A 19,569-nucleotide genomic window follows, 5' to 3' on the forward strand; every position below is an offset into this window, starting at 1 on the left:
CGTTAAAAAGAGAAGGATCGTCACCTTCTCTTTTTTTATTGCCTAAAATATTAAAAAAATGTCATGGATTAACATTCAGTGACATTTTTTTGTAACTTTTAAAGTGAAATTACTTTATTAAGATAAAGTAAAATTATAAATATAACTCTATAAAGATAGGAGGAATTATAATGCGGATATATGAAAAAGTGTTTACAAGTATTAATCGTTTTAAAGAGATTAATTGTAATGAACTAGAAAAAAACATTCAGACTAATTTTAACATCATCGATAAAGTTGCAGTAAACAATGGGGTTATTTTTATACTTGAAAAATTTTCAATCTCATTAGGTTGTAAAATAGTAAGAACAGTCATAATTTATGAAAAAGAAAAAGTTAAAGTAAAGATTGTAACTGCTGGAGGGAAAATAAGTGATTTTCTAGATATGAATTCGTTTAAAAATAAGCATAATGACGTTATAGCTCAGTTGAGAATGATCTAAACTAATTTAATTTTTCCCCTTACCATGGTGACTTTAAATTTTCCAATTAGCAATAATTGGGATTGATTATTAAAGAATTTTAATGTTAAAATAAGAATGTATGTTCTAAGGAACGTTAGTTCTTGTACGGTAAAAATGTAATTGAAATAAGAGAGGGGAAAAAATGTCTAAAACTACTCCAACAGCTTCAAATCCTTCAATGGCTTCTTTGTTAAAAAATCCTTTTATCCAAACGATTCTTTCAGCAGGTTTGTTTATTCAAGTTGGTATTTGGATTCGTAATTTTGCAATCTTATTATTTGTTGTGGAAAAGACGAATGGTGATGCAACTGCCGTATCACTGATTTCAGTTGCTGAATTTGCGCCGATTTTTATTTTTTCTTTTATCGGTGGAACTTTTGCCGATCGTTGGAAGCCAAAGCGAACAATGATTTGGTGCGATCTTTTAAGTGCTGTGTCTATATTTGTTATTTTGTTAGCACTATTATATGGAACTTGGAAGTTTGTATTTTTTGCTACATTAGTTTCAGCAATCTTGTCCCAGTTTTCTCAGCCTTCCAATATGAAATTATTTAAAGTTCATGTACCAGGTGAGCAAATGCAAGCAGGTATGTCTATCTTTCAAACGATGATGGCAGTGTTTATGATTTTAGGTCCAGTATTAGGTACATTCGTATTTCAACAAGCTGGAATGCATGTTTCGATGGGAATCGTAGGTATTGCTTTTCTTATGTCAGCTTTAGTATTAACAAGATTACCTAAAGATGAAGAAGAAGAAAAGGCAGAAAATACAACATCGTTATTGGAAGAGATGAAGTTAGGATTCAAATACGTTTGGTCTCGAAAAATTCTCGTCTATTTAGGTGGAGTATTTGCAGCGGCAGGATTAGGTATAGGTCTTATTCATCCTCTAGCTATTTTTTTAGTAACTGAACGACTGGGATTAGATAAGGAATATTTACAATGGATATTCGCTGCAAACGGAGCGGCTATGATTATAGGTGGTGGCCTAATAATGCTCATATCGAATAAGTTGGCACCGCATGTATTATTATTAATCGGCATGGCGGTCAATGCAATTGGAATATTTGTAATAGGTTGGTCTGAGATATTCTGGTTAACGCTTGTTGCTGAATTCTTTATCGGACTATTTATGCCTGCATTGCACATCGGTATTAATACAATCATCTTAAAAAATACAGATGAAAAGTTTGTAGGCAGGGTAAACGGTATATTAACACCATTATTTATGGGAGCTATGGTCATTACAATGAGCTTGGCAGGAATTTTAAAGGAGCATTTTTCTTTAGTCTCTATTTATCAAGTATCAGCATTATTATTCATTATTGGAATCATCATTATGCTACCAATGTTCAAGATTATGAAGAATGTTGTAGTAGAAATGAAGTCATAAATTTTATTTAAAATATGAAACCTGATTATTCATATAGAGTAATCAGGTTTTTTTATACTATAGTTCCTTATTATCTATTAAAATACTTTTATTTATTTTTTCGATCTACTAGCAAACCCAATTGCGATAATGAGTGCTCCAATTGAGTCTGCGATTAGATCTGTCATCGTATCAAAATTACCGCCGCCTTGAGTATTAGTTCCGAAAAATTGGTCGCTACTGAATTCCCAAATTTCCCATAAGGCTCCACAAAATACGCCAAATGAAAATACAAATAGAAAAATGAATCCAGCGGACATTTCACTTCGAGACTGTTTGGTTGTCAATTTTCCCATTAAATCAATTGCTAAAAACGCGACTAGCGTGCCGCTTAGAAAATGTAAAAACATATCCCACCAGCCTAAACTATAGAATCTTAGCATTGAACCAAGACATAGGGACCCTATTAAAAAAGCAAAATAAGAGAGAATAAAAGGAAATGCAAATCGAATTTTAAAAAACTTATCTAATATGAGAGGCACGAGTGCACAAACAAAGCCACCTAGTGCGATTGGATACCGATAAGAATCGTCTTTCATGAAGAAAATGACGAACAAGACAAGCATTACAATTGCAAAGACAATGCTTAAAATTGTTTGAATGCCTTTTTTCATTTCGAATCCCCCATTCATTCTGTTTTTATCTCAATTCAAACATCAATACATAACATGTTTAGTTAAAATCCAAAAAAATTAGCTTAACTTTGACATAAAAAGTTCATAAAATTGATGAAAAATTGTTAAAAATTAAGCTGAAGAATTAGGGAATCTAGATTAGTATTAAATTGTGGATATGAGTGGCAATTAGTTGGGAGGATAATTATGAACTTTTTCGCATACTTAAAAGATTATATTTGGTATACTATAAAAACATATTTACTTCCATTTATTATTGTTATTGTTTCAATAGTAATTGTTTTTTGGAGATTATTAGGTGATGAATTTACATTTAAATACATACGATTAGAAATAATCTATTTCACTTGTTTTTTCTTATTAGTATCTTTTACAACATATGAGATGAAGGGGCATAAAAATGAATAATTGGGAAGGATTAATTTCGGCGAAGGATCGAACAAAAATCTATTTGCGAAAATATATTCCTGCTGAACCAATTGCTGTGATTCAAATTGTACATGGAATGGCAGAGCATGGTGGAGCTTATGATAAGTTTATTGAATATTTAGTTCATAATCAGTTTGCAGTCTTTATTCATGATCAAAGAGGTCACGGGAAAACTGCTGCGCTCGAAGATGATTTAGGTTTTTTTGGTGAAGAAATTGGCTGGGATGAAGTTGCTAAAGATATCATTTTTATAAGTAAGATGATTGGGAAAGAACTAAAAGATATCCCTTTAATTCTTTTTGGACATAGTATGGGATCTTATTTGAGCAGACGAGTAGTTCAATTAAATGGAGGACTATACGATGGGCTAATTATTTCTGGAACTGGATATGATCCAGGAATACTAAGAAAATTAGGCGTCTTTATTTCAAGTGCAGAGGCATTTTTGATTGGTGCCAATAAGAGAAGTAAAATTTTAGACTTTTTAACGTTTGGAAACTTCAATAATCATTTTAAGTTTCCTAAAACAAAATATGATTGGTTAACAAGAGATGAAGCTGAGATTGATCGCTATATAAAAGATCCATTTTGTGGTTTTATTTGTTCTTCAAGTTATTATCGCGAATTATTGAAAGGGATCGGAATTATACATCGTAAAGAGGAAATAAGGAAGACACCAACCTCATTGCCAATTTATATTTTTTCTGGAGATAAAGATCCAGTTGGTCAAAATGGTGAAGGTGTAAAGAAGGTTTATGGGCTATATAAAGATATCGGATGTACAAATGTACAGTTAAAATTATATGAAGAAGGTCGTCATGAGATGCTTCATGAAACAAATAAAGATGAAGTCCATCAAGATGTGAAAACTTGGATAGAAGAAACGATCTTAAATCATTAAATAAGTGTTGTACTCTCATATTGAAGTATAGTATTCTTCATAGTAGAATAGGAAGTAACAGTACTTTACTGTGGAGGTGAAGAAATGCATACGTTTTTATCTGTACTTTTAATTATTGTTTCAGTACTTATGATTGTTTTAGTTTTACTTCAATCTAGTAAAAGTAACGGCCTATCAGGAGCGATATCTGGTGGTGCTGAGCAACTGTTTGGCAAGCAAAAAGCTCGTGGTTTTGAACTAGTTTTACAAAGAATAACAGTTGTTGTAGCAGTTTTATTCTTCATTCTAACGATTGCTGTAACATATTTTAAACTGTAATAAACAAGCTACCTAAAAGGGTGGCTTTTTATTTTGCTAAACATTTCTCTTCGATAGGAAGATATTTTTCTTAATGATTAAAAAAATACAGCCAGTTTTTCGGCTGTATTTTAGTATGTAGACAATATCTTAAATATTAACCTTTCATTGCAGCCCATTCTTCTTTACTTGGACCGTACATACCTGGAATTGCAAGTCCAGCTTGACGCATTAATACAGTCATTTGGCCACGGTGATGCGTTTGATGTGAAATTGCCATGCGAAGTAATGCATGGATCGGCATTTCAAGGAATCCAAAAGCGTTAATGATTTGATTTAAATCTTTTTCTTTCCATTCTTTTTGTGCTGCTTCAATCATAGCTTTACTAGCTTCTGCGTATTTTTCGGTAATTTCCTTTGCAGTTGCAGGCATCTCTTCCTTGCTCATAGATGCTTCGAATTGCAATCCTGATTGTGAAATGATCGCTTTAATTGCTGTAGTTATATGCCAAGCTAATTCTCCCAAAGAGCTAAAATCTTCACCAATTGATTGATCTAGTGATTCATCTGTCATAGCATTTAGTAATTTGATTGTGCTTGCTTCTTCCATTTTCCATTCAGTAATAAATTCTTCAACATTATTAAACATAACGTATCCTCCTTTTGTTGGGTAAATGACCAACATTATTATTACCACACCTTTCATTAAATCATAACTAGTTAATTAAAAAAACTGTTTATTGGTAAATTATTCAATTGAAAGGTAAAATAAAAGAACAATTTCTTTACGTAAAATTAGTTAAATATTATTGTTTATTATTTATATTGAAGATATCGATTATTAATTTAAATAAACAAAATCATTTATAGATAATATAAAAGTAACGAAAGAAAAAATGGATAGAAAAGTTTTGGAGTGAGTATATATGAGAGTAACAATGCCGAAGCCATTTACGTTTGAAGGTGGAGATCGAGCAGTTTTATTATTACATGGATTTACAGGACATTCTGCGGATGTTCGAATGCTTGGCCGTTTTTTAGAAAAACAAGGTTATACTTGCCATGCACCGCACTATAAAGGGCATGGTGTACCACCAGATGAGCTTGTTCATACGGGACCAGAGGACTGGTGGATGGATGTAATGGAAGCTTATCAACTTCTTAAGGATAAAGGACATCAAAAAATTGCAGCGGTAGGTTTATCTTTAGGTGGAGTATTTGCACTTAAGCTAGGTTATACTGTTCCTTTGAATGGTATTGTCACAATGTGTTCGCCGATGTACATAAAAAGTGAAGAAATTATGTATGAAGGTGTTTTAGCTTACACAAGAGAGTTTAAAAAACGTGAAGGGAAATCTCCTGAACAAATTGAAGTAGAAATGGAAGAGTTTAAAAAAACTCCGATGAATACATTAAAAGCTCTTCAAGGTTTAATAAAAGAAGTGCGTGAAAATGTAGATACAGTATATGCACCAACGTTTGTCGTACAATCTACTGTAGACGAGATGATTAATACTGACAGCGCAAATATTATTTATAATGAAGTGCAATCTGATCAGAAAAAATTAAAGTGGTACGAAAATTCAACACATGTTATTACACTTGGACAGGAAAAAGACATGTTACATGAGGATGTGCTAGCATTTCTTAATGAATTGGAATGGTAGAATGAAATATTTCTGGACAAACTTAAATTAAATACCCTTAACCAGTAAGAAAAAGGAGGGAAAAGTATGAATCAACAATGGAAAGAAAAATTATTGGAATTGATGAAAAGTGAAGATTATAAGCCTTTAAATATTCAAGGGATAGAAGAGGCTATGGAGTTGACTGATGCAAGTGACTTTCGAGAAGTAGTAAAAACGCTCGTTATTCTAGAAGATGAGGGTTATATTGTACGTTCTAGAAATAATAAATACAGTTTACCTGATCAATCTAATTTAGTTAGAGGTAAATTAACTGGCCATGCGAAAGGCTTTGCATTTGTCATTCCAGAAGAAGCAGGAGCAGAAGATGTATTTATTTCACCGTCAGATTTAAATGGCGCTTTACATGGAGACATCGTTTTAGCTCGTATTACAAAAGAAAAAAGTGATGCACGTAGAGAAGGGACAATTGTAAAAATTGTTGAGCGTGGTCAAACGAAAATGGTAGGTACATACCAAGCTCAGAAAAGTTTCGGTTTCGTTATTCCTGATGATAAACGATTCGGAAGTGATATTTTTATTACAAAGAGTAATTCTCAAGGTGCTGTAGAAGGTCACAAAGTTGTTGTAGAACTTACTCAGTTTCCTGAGAATGGGAAAAATGCAGAGGGTATTGTAGTCCAAGTACTAGGACATAAAAATGATCCTGGTGTTGATATTCTATCGGTTATTCATAAGTTTGATTTACCTCAAGAATTTCCTAAGGAAGTAATGGATCAAGCGAATGCTGTACCGGATGAGATTGATGAATCAGCTATTGGCACTCGTCGCGATCTTCGTGATGAACAAATTGTAACGATAGATGGAGCAGATGCAAAGGACTTAGATGATGCCGTTACAGTAACAGCGCTTGAAAATGGTCATTACAAGTTAGGGGTACATATTGCAGACGTTTCATACTATGTGACGGATAGCTCACCGATTGACCAAGAAGCACATGATCGTGGAACAAGTATTTACTTAGTTGACCGAGTTATACCGATGATTCCACATCGTTTATCCAATGGTATTTGTTCATTAAATCCAAAAGTAAATCGATTTACACTTTCATGTGAAATGGAAATTGACCAAAAAGGTGAAGTTGTTAAGCATGAAATTTTTGAAAGTATCATTAAAACAACTGAACGAATGACATATAGCGATGTAAATAAACTATTGGATGAGCAAGATGCTGAATTACGTGAACGTTACGAACCATTAGTCCCAATGTTTGAGGAAATGGCTAAGTTAGCGAAAATATTACGTAATAGACGTATGACTCGTGGGGCAATCGATTTTGATTTTAAAGAATCAAAAGTATTAGTTGATGAAGAAGGTCACCCAACTGATGTCGTTATTCGTGAGCGCTCAACTGCAGAAAAACTAATTGAAGAATTTATGCTTGTAGCGAATGAAACAGTAGCAGAGCATTTTCATTGGCTAAATGTACCATTCATGTATCGTGTTCATGAGGATCCAAAAGAAGAAAAATTACAACGATTCTTTGAATTTATTGCATCATTTGGCTATACAGTAAAAGGTGCTGGAAATGAAATTCACCCGAGAGCGTTGCAACAAGTTCTAGATATGGTTCATGGGCAACCAGAGGAAACTGTCATTTCAACAGTTATGCTTCGTTCAATGAAACAAGCGAAATACGAGGCTGATAATCTTGGCCACTTTGGATTAGCAGCGGAGTATTATACTCATTTCACTTCACCGATTCGTCGATATCCGGATTTAATTGTTCATCGATTAATTCGTAAATATTTAATCGAAGGAAAAATGGATAATGAGACAAAACGTGAATGGGATGATAAATTACCTGCAATCGCTGAACATGCATCCAACATGGAGCGTCGCTCTGTTGAAGCAGAAAGAGAAACTGATGATTTGAAAAAAGCAGAGTACATGCTTGATAAAATTGGTGAAGAGTATGAAGGTATTATCAGCTCTGTTACAAATTTCGGTATGTTTATTGAACTGCCAAATACAATTGAAGGATTAGTTCGAGTTGCTGATTTATCAGATGACTACTATAACTATGACGAGCGTACTTACGCGATGATTGGTGAAAGAACAGGGAAAATTTTCAGAATCGGTGATGAAGTATCAGTTCGAGTAGTGAATGTTAATAAAGAAGAACGAGCAATCGATTTTGAAATTGTTGGCATGAAATCGAATAAACCTCGTAGAAGCGGCGGTAAAGGGCCGGTAAATCTTGGCGGTGGCTCTGGTGGCGGTAGAGGACGAGGTGGACGCGGAAGAGGTTCTTCATCAGATCGAAATGGAGACAGCTCTCGCAGTGGTCGTTCTCGTGGAAGACGAGGAGATAGTTCACGAGGAGATAGTTCACCACGAAATGAAGAGAGAGAAAGCGGACGTGGTGGTAAATCATCGAGAAATAAACGCGATGATCGTTTTAATCCAACGAAAAGTAAAAGTAAAAGCAAAAAGAACAAACCTTTTTACGAAAAAGTAGCAAAAGGTAATAAAAAACGATAGTAAACATAAAAGCAGTGGACATCTTGTCCACTGCTTTATTGACTATTTTAGGTTGCATTATGGTAAAATAAGTAAAGATAGAGAGGTGTTATTTATGCCAAAAGGTGAAGGGAAAGTAATTGCTCAAAATAAAAAAGCGTATCATGATTACTTTATCGAAGAAACATATGAAACAGGAATCGTATTACAAGGTACTGAAATAAAATCATTACGTGCTGGAAAAGCTAATTTAAAGGATTCCTTTGCTCGTGTTCAGGGCGGAGAAGTATGGCTACATAATATGCATATTAGTCCATATGAACAAGGTAATCGTTACAATCACGAACCGCTACGTACTAGAAAATTATTATTACATAATAGAGAAATCGTGAAGTTAATCGGTTATACAAAGGAAACTGGTTATACATTAGTACCTTTAAAAATCTATTTAAAAAATGGCTATGCTAAGCTATTACTTGGATTAGGTAAAGGTAAGAAACAATACGATAAACGTGATGATTTAAAGAAAAAAGAAGCAAAACGTGAAGTGGAACGTGCATTCAGGGATCGTCAGCGAATCTAATTGGATAATTGTTGAAGCATTGGAATTCTGTTTTACTTTTAGAAACAATTGTTAATTGCAAGTTGGACACATTATGCTATAATAAGTTTGTAAGTTAATCAGCAACACAAACGAGCACGATGTGCAGTGTTTATAGATTATGAAGCCTTTTGCTTTATGCTTCGTAAGTCACTCATAGCGAACAGATCTGAATAAGTTCTGGGAGCATTTTATATGGGGACGTTACGGATTCGACAGGGGTAGTTCGAGCTTAAGTCGCGAGTCGAGGGGTCGGCCTCGTTAAAACGCAAAAGCCAATAACTGGCAAAAACAACAATTTCTCTTTAGCTGCTTAATTGCACTAAAGGCTCCTCCTATGTATCGCCCATGTGCATAGCTTAGAGGGGTTCACTCATTAGTGGGCTACGCCGGACCTCGCCGTCTGAGGGGAATGGAAGAGATTAATCAGACTAGCTATCAGGAAGCCTGTCATTGGGCCAAATGGTATGCGAAATTCTAATACAGTGACTACGCTCGTAGAAGCTTAAGTGCCGATATTCTTGGACGTGGGTTCGACTCCCACCGTCTCCACCAATACATATTGTTTGGTGGTTTTTTTATGGTTAAAAATAGGGATTATTAAAACCTCTTAAACACTGGGGTATCAATGTTTAAAAGGTTTTTTTTATTTTAGGAGGATAATGCTGTTTTTTATAGTTTTATTAAATACGGTATATTCTTTGTACATTAATACAGATAATGATAAACGATCTTGATCTATCATTTAGTAAGTTAAAGAGATGGTAAATGTCATGAATGCTGATTATGATGGGGTCAAGCTAGAGGAAGGAATTGAATGTTTGGAAGTTAGATATAAAAAATCAAAATGGATAATTGTTGAAGCTTTGGTAACCAAACTAATGTATTAGAAACAATTGTTAATAGCAACTTCAAATAGTTATGCTATAATAAGTTTGTAAGTTAATCCAACACAAAAGAGCACGATGTGCAGTGTTTATATATTATGAAGCCTTTTGCTTTATGCTTCGTAAGTCACTCATAGCGAACAGATCTGAATAAGTTCTGGGAGCATTTTATATGGGGACGTTACGGATTCGACAGGGGTAGTTCGAGCTTAAGTTGCGAGTCGAGGGGTCGGCCTCGTTAAAACGCAAAAGCCAATAACTGGCAAAAACAACAATTTCTCTTTAGCTGCTTAATTGCACTAAAGGCTCCTCCTATGTATCGCCCATGTGCATAGCTTAGAGGGGTTCACTCATTAGTGGGCTACGCCGGACCTCGCCGTCTGAGGGGAATGGAAGAGATTAATCAGACTAGCTATCAGGAAGCCTGTCATTGGGCCGAATGGTATGCGAAATTCTAATACAGTGACTACGCTCGTAGAAGCTTAAGTGCCGATATTCTTGGACGTGGGTTCGACTCCCACCGTCTCCACCAATACATATTGTTTGGTGGTTTTTTTATGTTTAAAAATAGTGAATTTAAGAGGTTTTTCTTTTTTTGATACAAGTTTTGTTCTAGTTTTATCTGAATTTGTAAACGTAGAGGTTTTTATATAATTATTTACAGCATAAATTTAAAACGACTTTATATCTCATTAGTAACTTGTAATGATTGGAAATATAAATGACAGAATTTTTTTAAAACAAAATTAATTTCTTTAGAGAATAGTTAAAAATCCCCCAAATTAGTAATATCTAATGATGAAAATGATGGAAATATTTTTTTGAAAAAATAAAATTTTTAGAGAAAAGTTAAAAATCCCCCAAATTTGACTGTTTTTATGTTAGTCTTTCGAATCGTCTATATTACTGGGGGTTTAGGTCCTTTGAACTAAAAATAATGAGTAAAAAGACTGATTTCGACGGAAAAATGTCAATATTCTTAAAATTCCACATCGAAAACAGTCGATTTTGGTCATTTTTCGACATCGTATTACTGCAAATTACCCCAATTTAGTTTGCGAATTTTTTAAAGTATTATTAATTTACAGATATTATTTAACATTTTGTAATGTTATTTAATATTTCTACTAGTTAATCACCAAGACGACTTAAAATGGGGGGAAAACATGAAAAAGAGAAAAAATAAACGAAAGATATCGGCTGTTGCATTAAGTGGTGCTATGTTACTAAATGTCGTATTACCTCAAAGTATTATACATGCACATGCAGAATCGAATGTCGATCAAAAAAGCGCATCTGATGGAAAATTTACAGCGGATGAAGTTAATCGCATTTTAGCTGGATTGACACCTGAACAAAAAGCTAGCATCAATAAGCTTACCGGGGCAGATAATTCACAGAAAAACCACGTCGACCAGAAAGATTTAAAAAGTGGGAAAAATATAGATGTAATCGTTCAATTCAAAGTGGATCCAGCAAAGATTCAAATAATAAAGCAATCACTTGCGAAAGGTAGTGCAAATGCTCAAACATTTGCAGCTGACTACTCGGACGCAAAACAAAAGGTTGCTGATGCACACGCAAAATTTAAAGCATTTGTAAATACACAGCCTAGTAAACAAATCGTTGGTGGTAAAGAAGTTTCGACTGACGCAAGAATTACAAGAGAATATACGGATGCATTTAACGGGGTTGCGTTATCGATTCCAGCAAGTATGGTTGAAAAGATTGCAAACCAACCTGAAGTAGCTTCTATATGGTCATTTACAACATATACAGTAGATGAAGGAACACCTTCAAATGGTGAAACAGCTACAACTTCTGAGAGTACTTCTGCTGGAAAACCAACTGCAGCTCTTTCACATTTAGGGATAGATAAACTACAAGCAGAAGGTAATACAGGGAAATTCTTGTCAGGTCCACGTAAAGGTCAAAGAGTTAAAGTTGGTGTTCTTGACACAGGTATTGATTATAATCACCCTGATTTATATAAAGTAACACATGATGAAAATGGAAAAGTATATGAAGGTCACGATTTTATCAATACTGTAGTCGATTCGGATGGAAACGAAGTTTATGTTGATGATCATGATGCAATGGAAACAATTTATCCAGATTGGGAAGCTGCAAGGAAGAAAGATCCTGGTTCAATATCTGCAAATTATAAAGACTATATTACGGAACATGGTACACACGTATCAGGAACGATTGCAGCTAGTACGACAAATAATAGTGACATTTTTTCTGCTAACGGGGTTGCACCAGATGTTGAGCTTCACGGATACCGCGTACTAGGGCCTGCTGGACATGGATCATCTTATTCAGTACTAAGTGGAATTGAACAATCAGTGAAAGATAAAATGGATGTCATTAACTTATCTCTTGGTTCTTTGAATAATGATCCATTTTACCCAACTAGTATTGCGCTTAACAATGCAACGTTACAAGGGGTAATCTGTTCAGTCTCTGCAGGAAATGCAGGACCAGGTGTATCGACAGTTGGTTCACCAGGAACTTCAGCGCTTGCAATCACTGTTGGTGCTAGTACAGTTCCAGAACAAATTCCTGTTCAAACGTTAAAATTCGGTAACACGCCTTACCAAGCACGTTTATTTGGGAAAAATTTTGCAGATGCGGATGATGCATTCAAAGGACTATCTTTACCAATCGTTGATGTTGGCTTAGGAACCCCATCGGAATATGACGGAAAAGATATGAGTGGAAAAATCGCCCTTGTTAAACGCGGAGGAGATACCTTAAATACAAAAATGGCCAATGCGAAAAAATCCGGCGCAAAAGGTATGATTATTTGGAATAATCAAGCTGACGCAGACACACAAGGTTATAATCCAAACTTCTTAGGGATAAGCACTGATAATATATATTCTGTATCAATTACACAAGCACAAGGTCAAGCACTTGTTGATGCAATCAAAGTGGATCCAGGGAACGCAAAGATTACATTCCCGATGATACTTGATAAACCAATCGACAAAAACCCTGACGAATTGGCTGGCTTCAGCTCAACAGGACCAGTAAAAGATTGGAGTATTAAACCAGACGTAGTGGCACCTGGTGTCGACATTTGGTCAACGCAACCATACGATGTGTGGGAACCAAATAGTAATAAAGATTATAAATATGCATATCAATCAATGTCAGGTACATCAATGGCAGCACCTCATGTTGCAGGAATTTCGGCACTTGTTTTAGCTGCACATCCTGATTACACACCAGCAGATGTAAAAACGGCGTTAATGAATACAGCAAAAGATGTAAATACAGATTCAAAAACATATAGTGTATACCAAGTTGGCGCAGGGCGTGTTGATCCGGTTCGAGCAGTTCATTCGGATATTAAAGTCCAAGTGTTAGATAAAACAAATACACTTGGAACAACTGATTCAGGTGAAACGGTTGTAAAACAAATCGATAACATTACTGGAAGCATGTTCTTTGGCTTTAAAGGTAGAGGGGAAGGAGCTCCTAAAGGCTCTGATGATGTTATTCAGACAAAAGATTTTAATGTTGTTAATCAAGGAACTGGAAACAAAACGTTTAACTTAAGTACAGAATTTATTTCTACGAAATTTGCTGGGTCTAATAATGTTGGTCCTGGTACAGGGAATGATGTCAAGATTGCGTTTTCAAATGGTGGTTCGACTGTAAATTCAATTACGGTTAATGGTGGAAACACAGTGAAAACAACTGCGAAAATCACTGTTCCACCAAACGCATTAGACGGAACGTATGAAGGGTATATTCATATAGTAAATGCTACTGATCCGACTGAAAGCTATCGAATTCCTTTCACAATTACGATTGCAAATAAAGGGATTGATTTTGGAGTAGACATTAAGGCGTTTACGATGACAGAGCGATATACAGGAAACTATAATCCAAATAATGGCGGACAACCTGGTTCTGGATATAGATTTTCTGTTAATGGTGCAATGGATAGCGTCTATCTTCTATTGAAAGATAAAGATGGAAAATATTTAGGAATCGTTCAAAATGCTTCAAGTATTAGTAGCGCAGGTCCAGGGATTATTTACGGTCCGATACCAATGCTTAGGAATGGACTATATCTTCCATTTACAAAACCATATGAAGGCTCTCTAGATAATTCTGGAATTGCAACGACGCCAGTTGCAATTAAAGAAGGAGCTTATTCAGTTGAGATGATCGCGACTGATAGTGATGGAAAACAATACACGAAAGAAGATACACTTTATGTAGACTACCAAGCTCCTACAATTAAGATGGATAGTAATTCACAGCCTGGTATTTATGAAATCGATCCTACAGGATACCAGCCAGGACAAGAGATTAAAGGGTTTGATGGTACAGTTTATGATTCAGGTATCGACGTTATGAAAAATAATGGCGAAACTTCGTTGAAAGATTACGATACTGGTAAACCTGCACCTGTAAATCAAGGGCAGAACATGGTCTGGGCTTATCAACCTGGTCCATTTGTAACGAGAATATTTAAAACTGATGCGGATGGTCGATTCCATTTTGGAATTACATCTGATGAGGTTACATCTAAAGGAACTAAATTCTGGTTCTATCCTAGCGACTATGCTGGAGCAGGTGACTTATTATCAACTAAGAAAAAATATTATTTTATTAAAAAAGGATCACCATATGTAACAGTAACATCTTCAGGTGGTGTAGATCCAGAGCAAGAAAGTAAAGGCAAGTTAATCGTTGAACCAAATAAACCTTTCAAAGTAGCAATCACTACGAAAAATGGTAAAGGTATGACAGGTGGTCAATTTACACTTGATACTCGTCGTACGCTGAAATTCTCTAATATTAAGCTTTCTGATGAATATAAACAATATTTAGAAAGTAAAGGAATTACACCTACACTAACAGTTGGTCAGCCATATATTGATGATTATACAGGCAGAGAATCAACAGATATTACAATTTCTGGTATTTCTAATACTGGTGCGCTTGACCAAGATATGAAGATTCTTGAAGCAGATTTGACTTATACAGATGGAGAAGCTTATGTTGGTCCTTTAGATGAAGAATGGTCTGTTCCTAAATCTAGCTTGGTAATCGATAGTAAAGACACAGTAGTCCCTGCTTTCGACACGAATATCGCGTATCTAAAAAACCCGATTTCTCAAATTACAGGCGGTCTATTTGCAGAAAGCTTCCAAGTAAACAATCTGAGCGGTAGCCTTGCAAATATTACGATTGATTCAGGTGCCAAGGTTACGTTGAAAGATGCTGATAACAACAGTTATGTAACTGATAATCCAACGAGTAACACAAACACAATTCAATATTATGGTAATAATGCTGGCACGTATTCAATTACGGCGAAGGCTAGCGATAAACCATATTCAGTTGAAACGTATATGCCAGGTCATTTTAAAGGCTATCAAAAAACACCAGTTATCGGGAATAGCAGATACGGTTTTCAATCAGGAAGTTACTTTGATTTCGCAGACATGGATACACCTAATTTACTTGGTGGAGATGTAAATGGCGATGAAGTGATTGATATGAAAGATTTAATTGCTGAAATAACTGCTTATTATAATTACAAAAATCTTATTTCAACAAATAATCCAGTATTGGCTACTTTAGCTAGCAAAACGGCTTATTTAAATGCTAATAGAAGTGCAGATATTAACTGGATTAAACCAGGAACTATAGGTTATGGACTTGACTATAATGATTTCTATTTCATTTTTAAGAACTTTGGTAAACAAAATCAAAGTGCAATCGACGCTGGTAAAACAGTTTCAGTACCACAGCTTAAAGTTGATCAAGATCAAACGATTTCAACACAATATGGTGGTTCAATTACATTAACGAAAGATGATGGATTGAAGGAAGTCATGAGAAAGCTGAATTTTGCAGGTCCAACGCAAAAGACATCAGTTACACAATTACCAACTTTACAAGATTTGAAAAATGGTTCGTCGGTTTCATTAATACCAACGAGCAATGTATTTTTAGATGATACTGTGTGGAGAAACGCAATTACAAAGGTTGAATTAGGTATTAGCGGTAATTACACTGACATCACGAATGCAATGGTTCCAAATTCAACAAATAAAGCTGTTTCGATCTCAGCTGGATATGTTTATTTCGATCCACAGAAAGGTGTAACTTATGTACCGGCTAAAGTAAGTTTAAACGGTTCAGTATTTAATACGACTGGAACGTATACTGTTCGAATCACGGCCGATGGATATGCTCCAGTAACTAATAGCTTTACAATTGCTTCAGTGCCAATTCCAACACCTACAATTCCAATGGTAACTGATCCAACTAAAGCTCATATTGGAAAAGACATTACGTTTAATTATTCGTTTGCTGACGATGAAAATTGGCGTAAAGGAATCAATAAAATCGTTGTCAAAACAGCTGGTTTTACAACAGGTTTAGATATTACGAATTTGAAGGATGGTAATGGTAATCCTTATTACGATATCAGTCAATCAGGACAAATTACGTTTAAAGCTGATTTATTTAAAACTGATGCAACATTAAATCCGACTAATTTCACAACATATAATGTAGCAATTAATCCAGGTGGAGCAAATTATTTGCCTCAGCAATATAAATTTGAAATCAATTCAACTGGTTTAGATGGCACAATCTATCCAACTGTATCGATTGGTGCAGACTCATCATCAGGTGCTGCTGCCCAACCAATCGGATACGGCATTACGTTTGATACAAAAGGTGGAAATGCTCTTGATACAATCGCTGTGGGGATGAGACCAAACCGAACTAGGTATGGTAGTCAAGGTTTGTTAATTTCAAGTAATGGATCAAACAGCAACCCGCTTCCGGTAAAATCAGGTTATGCATTTGTTGGTTGGTATAATGTCGATCCAATTACGAATGCTTTAACAACTTCATGGGATTCAAATACAATCTTAACAGGAGATATAAAAGTTGCTGCAAAATGGACAGTGAATTTTACACAAAACTATTCTCCTCTTGATAAGAAGAATCCAGAAGGGGCAAAATTAGGTGGTATGGTACTTGGTGAGGGTCCAGTTCAAATTAACTTGCCAGATTATAAAACTACTATTCCATGGTTAACGAACAAGAACGATATTGCTAAAATTGATGCAACATATTATAAAGCAAAAGCAGACGGAACATTTGAAACAACAACAACTACGTACACTTTAGATTCGAGTACGTATGATTTAGTAGATCGTGGAGACGGTAATGGTACGTTAACATTTACGACTGCGACAGAAGCTTATGCAACAGCTCATCCAACTGAAAAGTTTGCATTTAGTCAATCACCAGCTACCACTGGCTATCAATTGACAGTAACTTCTAAAACAGGCGAAACAGTTCAAATTCCAAATGTGAAGCTAGGCTATCGCCGACACATTGATTTAAATGGAGGTACTGTAAAAACTGGACAAGGAGCAATTTTCAATGACGTACTAGCTGCTGGAAAAATAAGTGGTATTGATATGGCATCAGCAGCACAAAAAATTACAAATGGTACACTTTCAATGATGCCGAAGCTTTATTGGGATGCTGCTGGAACAACTGGCAATGATATACCAATGGCGACAGCGGGTGATAGTAAACCGATTAAAGAGAATGAAACTTACTACATCATCTGGGTTAAAACACCTCCGCAAGTAACAAAAGATGTAGTTGGGAATATTGTTGGAAGTGATATTACATTACCATTTGCAGATGACGGTACTTGGAGTAAAAATATCAAGAAAGTAAGCATTGGTTCAAAAGATTTAGTGTTAAATACTGATTATAAAATGACGTATGATTCAGGTACTCATAAAGGTTCGATTATACTTGATAAATCATTATTTACAGCTGGACAAAAAGTAAATGTAACAATTTCATCTGAGGGCTATTTGGATGCAAGCGTTACTGACCAAATAATTGGTTATACAGTAACATTTGAATCAAACGGTGGCGATTCAATTGACTCACAAATCGTTGACTCACGTGTAACAATACCAACAGAACCATCAAAAGCTGGTTATAAGTTTATGGGATGGTACAGTGACGAAGCGCTAACAACACCATTTGATTTCACAAGTGTTGTAACAAAACCAATTAAGCTTTATGCAAAATATGCATTAGCAACATCAATAGTAACACCAGATTCAAGCGATAATGCTTTAGGGAATGATATCACACTAGAATTCAGTGATAAGGAATGGGCAAATGCGATTTCAAGCATCAAAGTTGCAGGTTCAGTTATTGATCCAACGTCATATAAAATCGATGCAATGCACGGCACACTGACAATTGATCAGAGCGTCTTCAAAAAATTAGGTGATTACATTATCAGTATTAGTGCAAAAGATTATGCAGATGTAACAGTGAAACAAAAAATCGTGAATGGATACAATATTCACTATGTCGTAAAAGGTGAAAAGGCACCATTCGAAGTAAAAGACCAAATCGTAGTACGTCGTATCACAGAACCAACAGTACATGGGTACGAATTAAAATGGTTTACAGATGAAGATTGCACAATTCCTTGGGATTTCACAACTTCAGTTTACTCTGCAAAAACACTTTACGGAACATGGAAACCAGCTAAATACACTGTCATTTATAATACACAAGATGCTGGACTTGTAATGTCAGTTAAGGCTGAATTCAACTCATTACTTGATGCTCCAAAACCAACAAGAACAGGCTATACGTTCCAAGGTTGGTATAAAGATGCAGAAGGTAAAACGGCTTGGAACTTTGAAACTGATAAAGTATCAGATGATATGATCCTATATGCGAAGTGGAGTATTAACTCTTACACGATTCACTATAATAGCAATGGCGGCAGTCAAGTGGCTGACAAAACTGCAAATTATGATAGTGTGATTGATTTACCAAAACCAACAAGAACAGGTTATACATTTGTTGGATGGTATACAGATGCAGCGTTAAAGACATCAGTTGGTTCAAGTGTTAGATTAACAAGCGATATCACATTATATGCAAAATGGAGTATTAACTCTTACACGATTCACTATAATAGCAATGGCGGCAGTCAAGTGGCTGACAAAACTGCAAATTATGATAGTGTGATTAATTTACCAAAACCAACAAGAACAGGTTATACATTTGTTGGATGGTTTACAGATGAAACGTTAAAAACACCAGTTGGTTCAACGGTTAAGTTAACAAGCAATATCACATTATATGCAAAATGGAACATTAACACGTATACTGTTAAATTTAACAGTATTGGTGGAAGTTCAGTGGCTACTGTAACAGTGAATTATAATTCAACAATTAGCCAACCAGCATCACCAACAAGAAAAGGCTATGTATTCCTTGGCTGGTATAAAGATGCTACAGGTAAAGTAGCTTGGAACTTTGCGAAGGATCACGTTACAGAAAACACGATGATATACGCGAAATGGGAAGCAATACCAGGTAAACCGTCAAACGGTAAAGCGACAAAGAGCGGTACATCTTCTGTGAAATTAACGTGGTCAAGCGTGTCTGGCGCAGCAGGTTATGAAATTGTTAAATCAACATCAAAAACAGGTTCATATACTCACTTAAGCGATGTTAAATCGACGTCTTACACAAATAATGGATTAAGTAAAGGTAAAACTTACTATTACAAAGTCCGTTCATTCAAAATTGTTGGATCGAAAAAAATCTATAGCGACTGGTCAAGCGTAATTTCAATCAAACGATAAAAATGAAATAACAAGCAGTACAA

The 19,569-nt window shown here is 35.3% G+C and carries 11 protein-coding genes and 2 other RNA genes; 11 read left to right on the forward strand and 2 right to left on the reverse strand.

From position 1 onward, the window contains the following. Positions 1-170: 170 nt before the first annotated feature. Positions 171-482 carry a hypothetical protein gene (locus V5E38_RS23310; RefSeq protein WP_499211619.1) on the forward strand — a complete coding sequence of 104 codons (312 nt, stop codon included), beginning with the start codon at positions 171-173 and terminating at the stop codon, positions 480-482. A gap of 163 nt (positions 483-645) precedes the next feature. Further along, positions 646-1,896: an MFS transporter gene (locus tag V5E38_RS23315; RefSeq protein WP_499211620.1), complete on the forward strand. Its 1,251-nt coding sequence runs from the start codon at positions 646-648 to the stop codon at positions 1,894-1,896. 92 nt (positions 1,897-1,988) lie between these two features. On the opposite strand, the gene V5E38_RS23320 is transcribed toward V5E38_RS23315, so the two are convergent. Beyond that, positions 1,989-2,549 carry a DUF2238 domain-containing protein gene (locus tag V5E38_RS23320; protein ID WP_499211621.1) on the reverse strand — a complete coding sequence of 187 codons (561 nt, stop codon included), beginning with the start codon at positions 2,547-2,549 and terminating at the stop codon, positions 1,989-1,991. Positions 2,550-2,756: 207 nt separating this feature from the next. On the opposite strand from V5E38_RS23320, the gene V5E38_RS23325 reads away from it, so the two are divergent. The 3 genes from V5E38_RS23325 to secG all read left to right on the forward strand — a co-directional run bounded on the left by V5E38_RS23325 (position 2,757) and on the right by secG (position 4,218). Beyond that, positions 2,757-2,978: a hypothetical protein gene (locus tag V5E38_RS23325; RefSeq protein ID WP_098428546.1), complete on the forward strand. Its 222-nt coding sequence runs from the start codon at positions 2,757-2,759 to the stop codon at positions 2,976-2,978. Continuing rightward, positions 2,971-3,900, forward strand: a complete 930-nt coding sequence (locus tag V5E38_RS23330; protein ID WP_499211622.1) for an alpha/beta fold hydrolase domain-containing protein — start codon at positions 2,971-2,973, stop codon at positions 3,898-3,900. The genes V5E38_RS23325 and V5E38_RS23330 overlap by 8 nt, the downstream gene beginning before the upstream one ends. Positions 3,901-3,984: 84 nt before the next feature. Further along, positions 3,985-4,218: a preprotein translocase subunit SecG gene (secG, locus tag V5E38_RS23335; protein WP_025569105.1), complete on the forward strand. Its 234-nt coding sequence runs from the start codon at positions 3,985-3,987 to the stop codon at positions 4,216-4,218. A gap of 136 nt (positions 4,219-4,354) precedes the next feature. Here secG and V5E38_RS23340 read toward each other — a convergent pair whose 3' ends face one another. Further along, entirely contained in the window at positions 4,355-4,846 is a 492-nt protein-coding gene (locus tag V5E38_RS23340; RefSeq protein ID WP_335483835.1) for a DinB family protein, read from the reverse strand. Between the two features lie 277 nt (positions 4,847-5,123). Between V5E38_RS23340 and V5E38_RS23345 the strand changes: the two genes are divergently transcribed. From V5E38_RS23345 to V5E38_RS23370, 6 genes are all read left to right on the forward strand, one after another. After that, entirely contained in the window at positions 5,124-5,864 is a 741-nt protein-coding gene (locus V5E38_RS23345) for an alpha/beta hydrolase (RefSeq protein WP_499211623.1), read from the forward strand. A gap of 66 nt (positions 5,865-5,930) precedes the next feature. Next, positions 5,931-8,387, forward strand: a complete 2,457-nt coding sequence (gene rnr / locus V5E38_RS23350) for a ribonuclease R family protein (RefSeq protein WP_499211624.1) — start codon at positions 5,931-5,933, stop codon at positions 8,385-8,387. Positions 8,388-8,481: 94 nt separating this feature from the next. Beyond that, complete coding sequence (smpB, locus tag V5E38_RS23355) at positions 8,482-8,949, forward strand: SsrA-binding protein SmpB (RefSeq protein ID WP_056469927.1); 468 nt, start codon at positions 8,482-8,484, stop codon at positions 8,947-8,949. A gap of 215 nt (positions 8,950-9,164) precedes the next feature. Continuing rightward, positions 9,165-9,522: a transfer-messenger RNA gene (gene ssrA, locus V5E38_RS23360) on the forward strand. Positions 9,523-10,028: 506 nt separating this feature from the next. After that, positions 10,029-10,386: a transfer-messenger RNA gene (gene ssrA / locus V5E38_RS23365) on the forward strand. Between the two features lie 634 nt (positions 10,387-11,020). Then, positions 11,021-19,546 carry an InlB B-repeat-containing protein gene (locus tag V5E38_RS23370; protein ID WP_499211625.1) on the forward strand — a complete coding sequence of 2,842 codons (8,526 nt, stop codon included), beginning with the start codon at positions 11,021-11,023 and terminating at the stop codon, positions 19,544-19,546. The last annotated feature ends 23 nt before the right edge of the window (positions 19,547-19,569 follow it).

This window comes from Rossellomorea sp. GAMAL-10_SWC (assembly GCF_049568075.1).
Taxonomy (GTDB): Bacteria; Bacillota; Bacilli; order Bacillales; family Bacillaceae_G; genus Gottfriedia.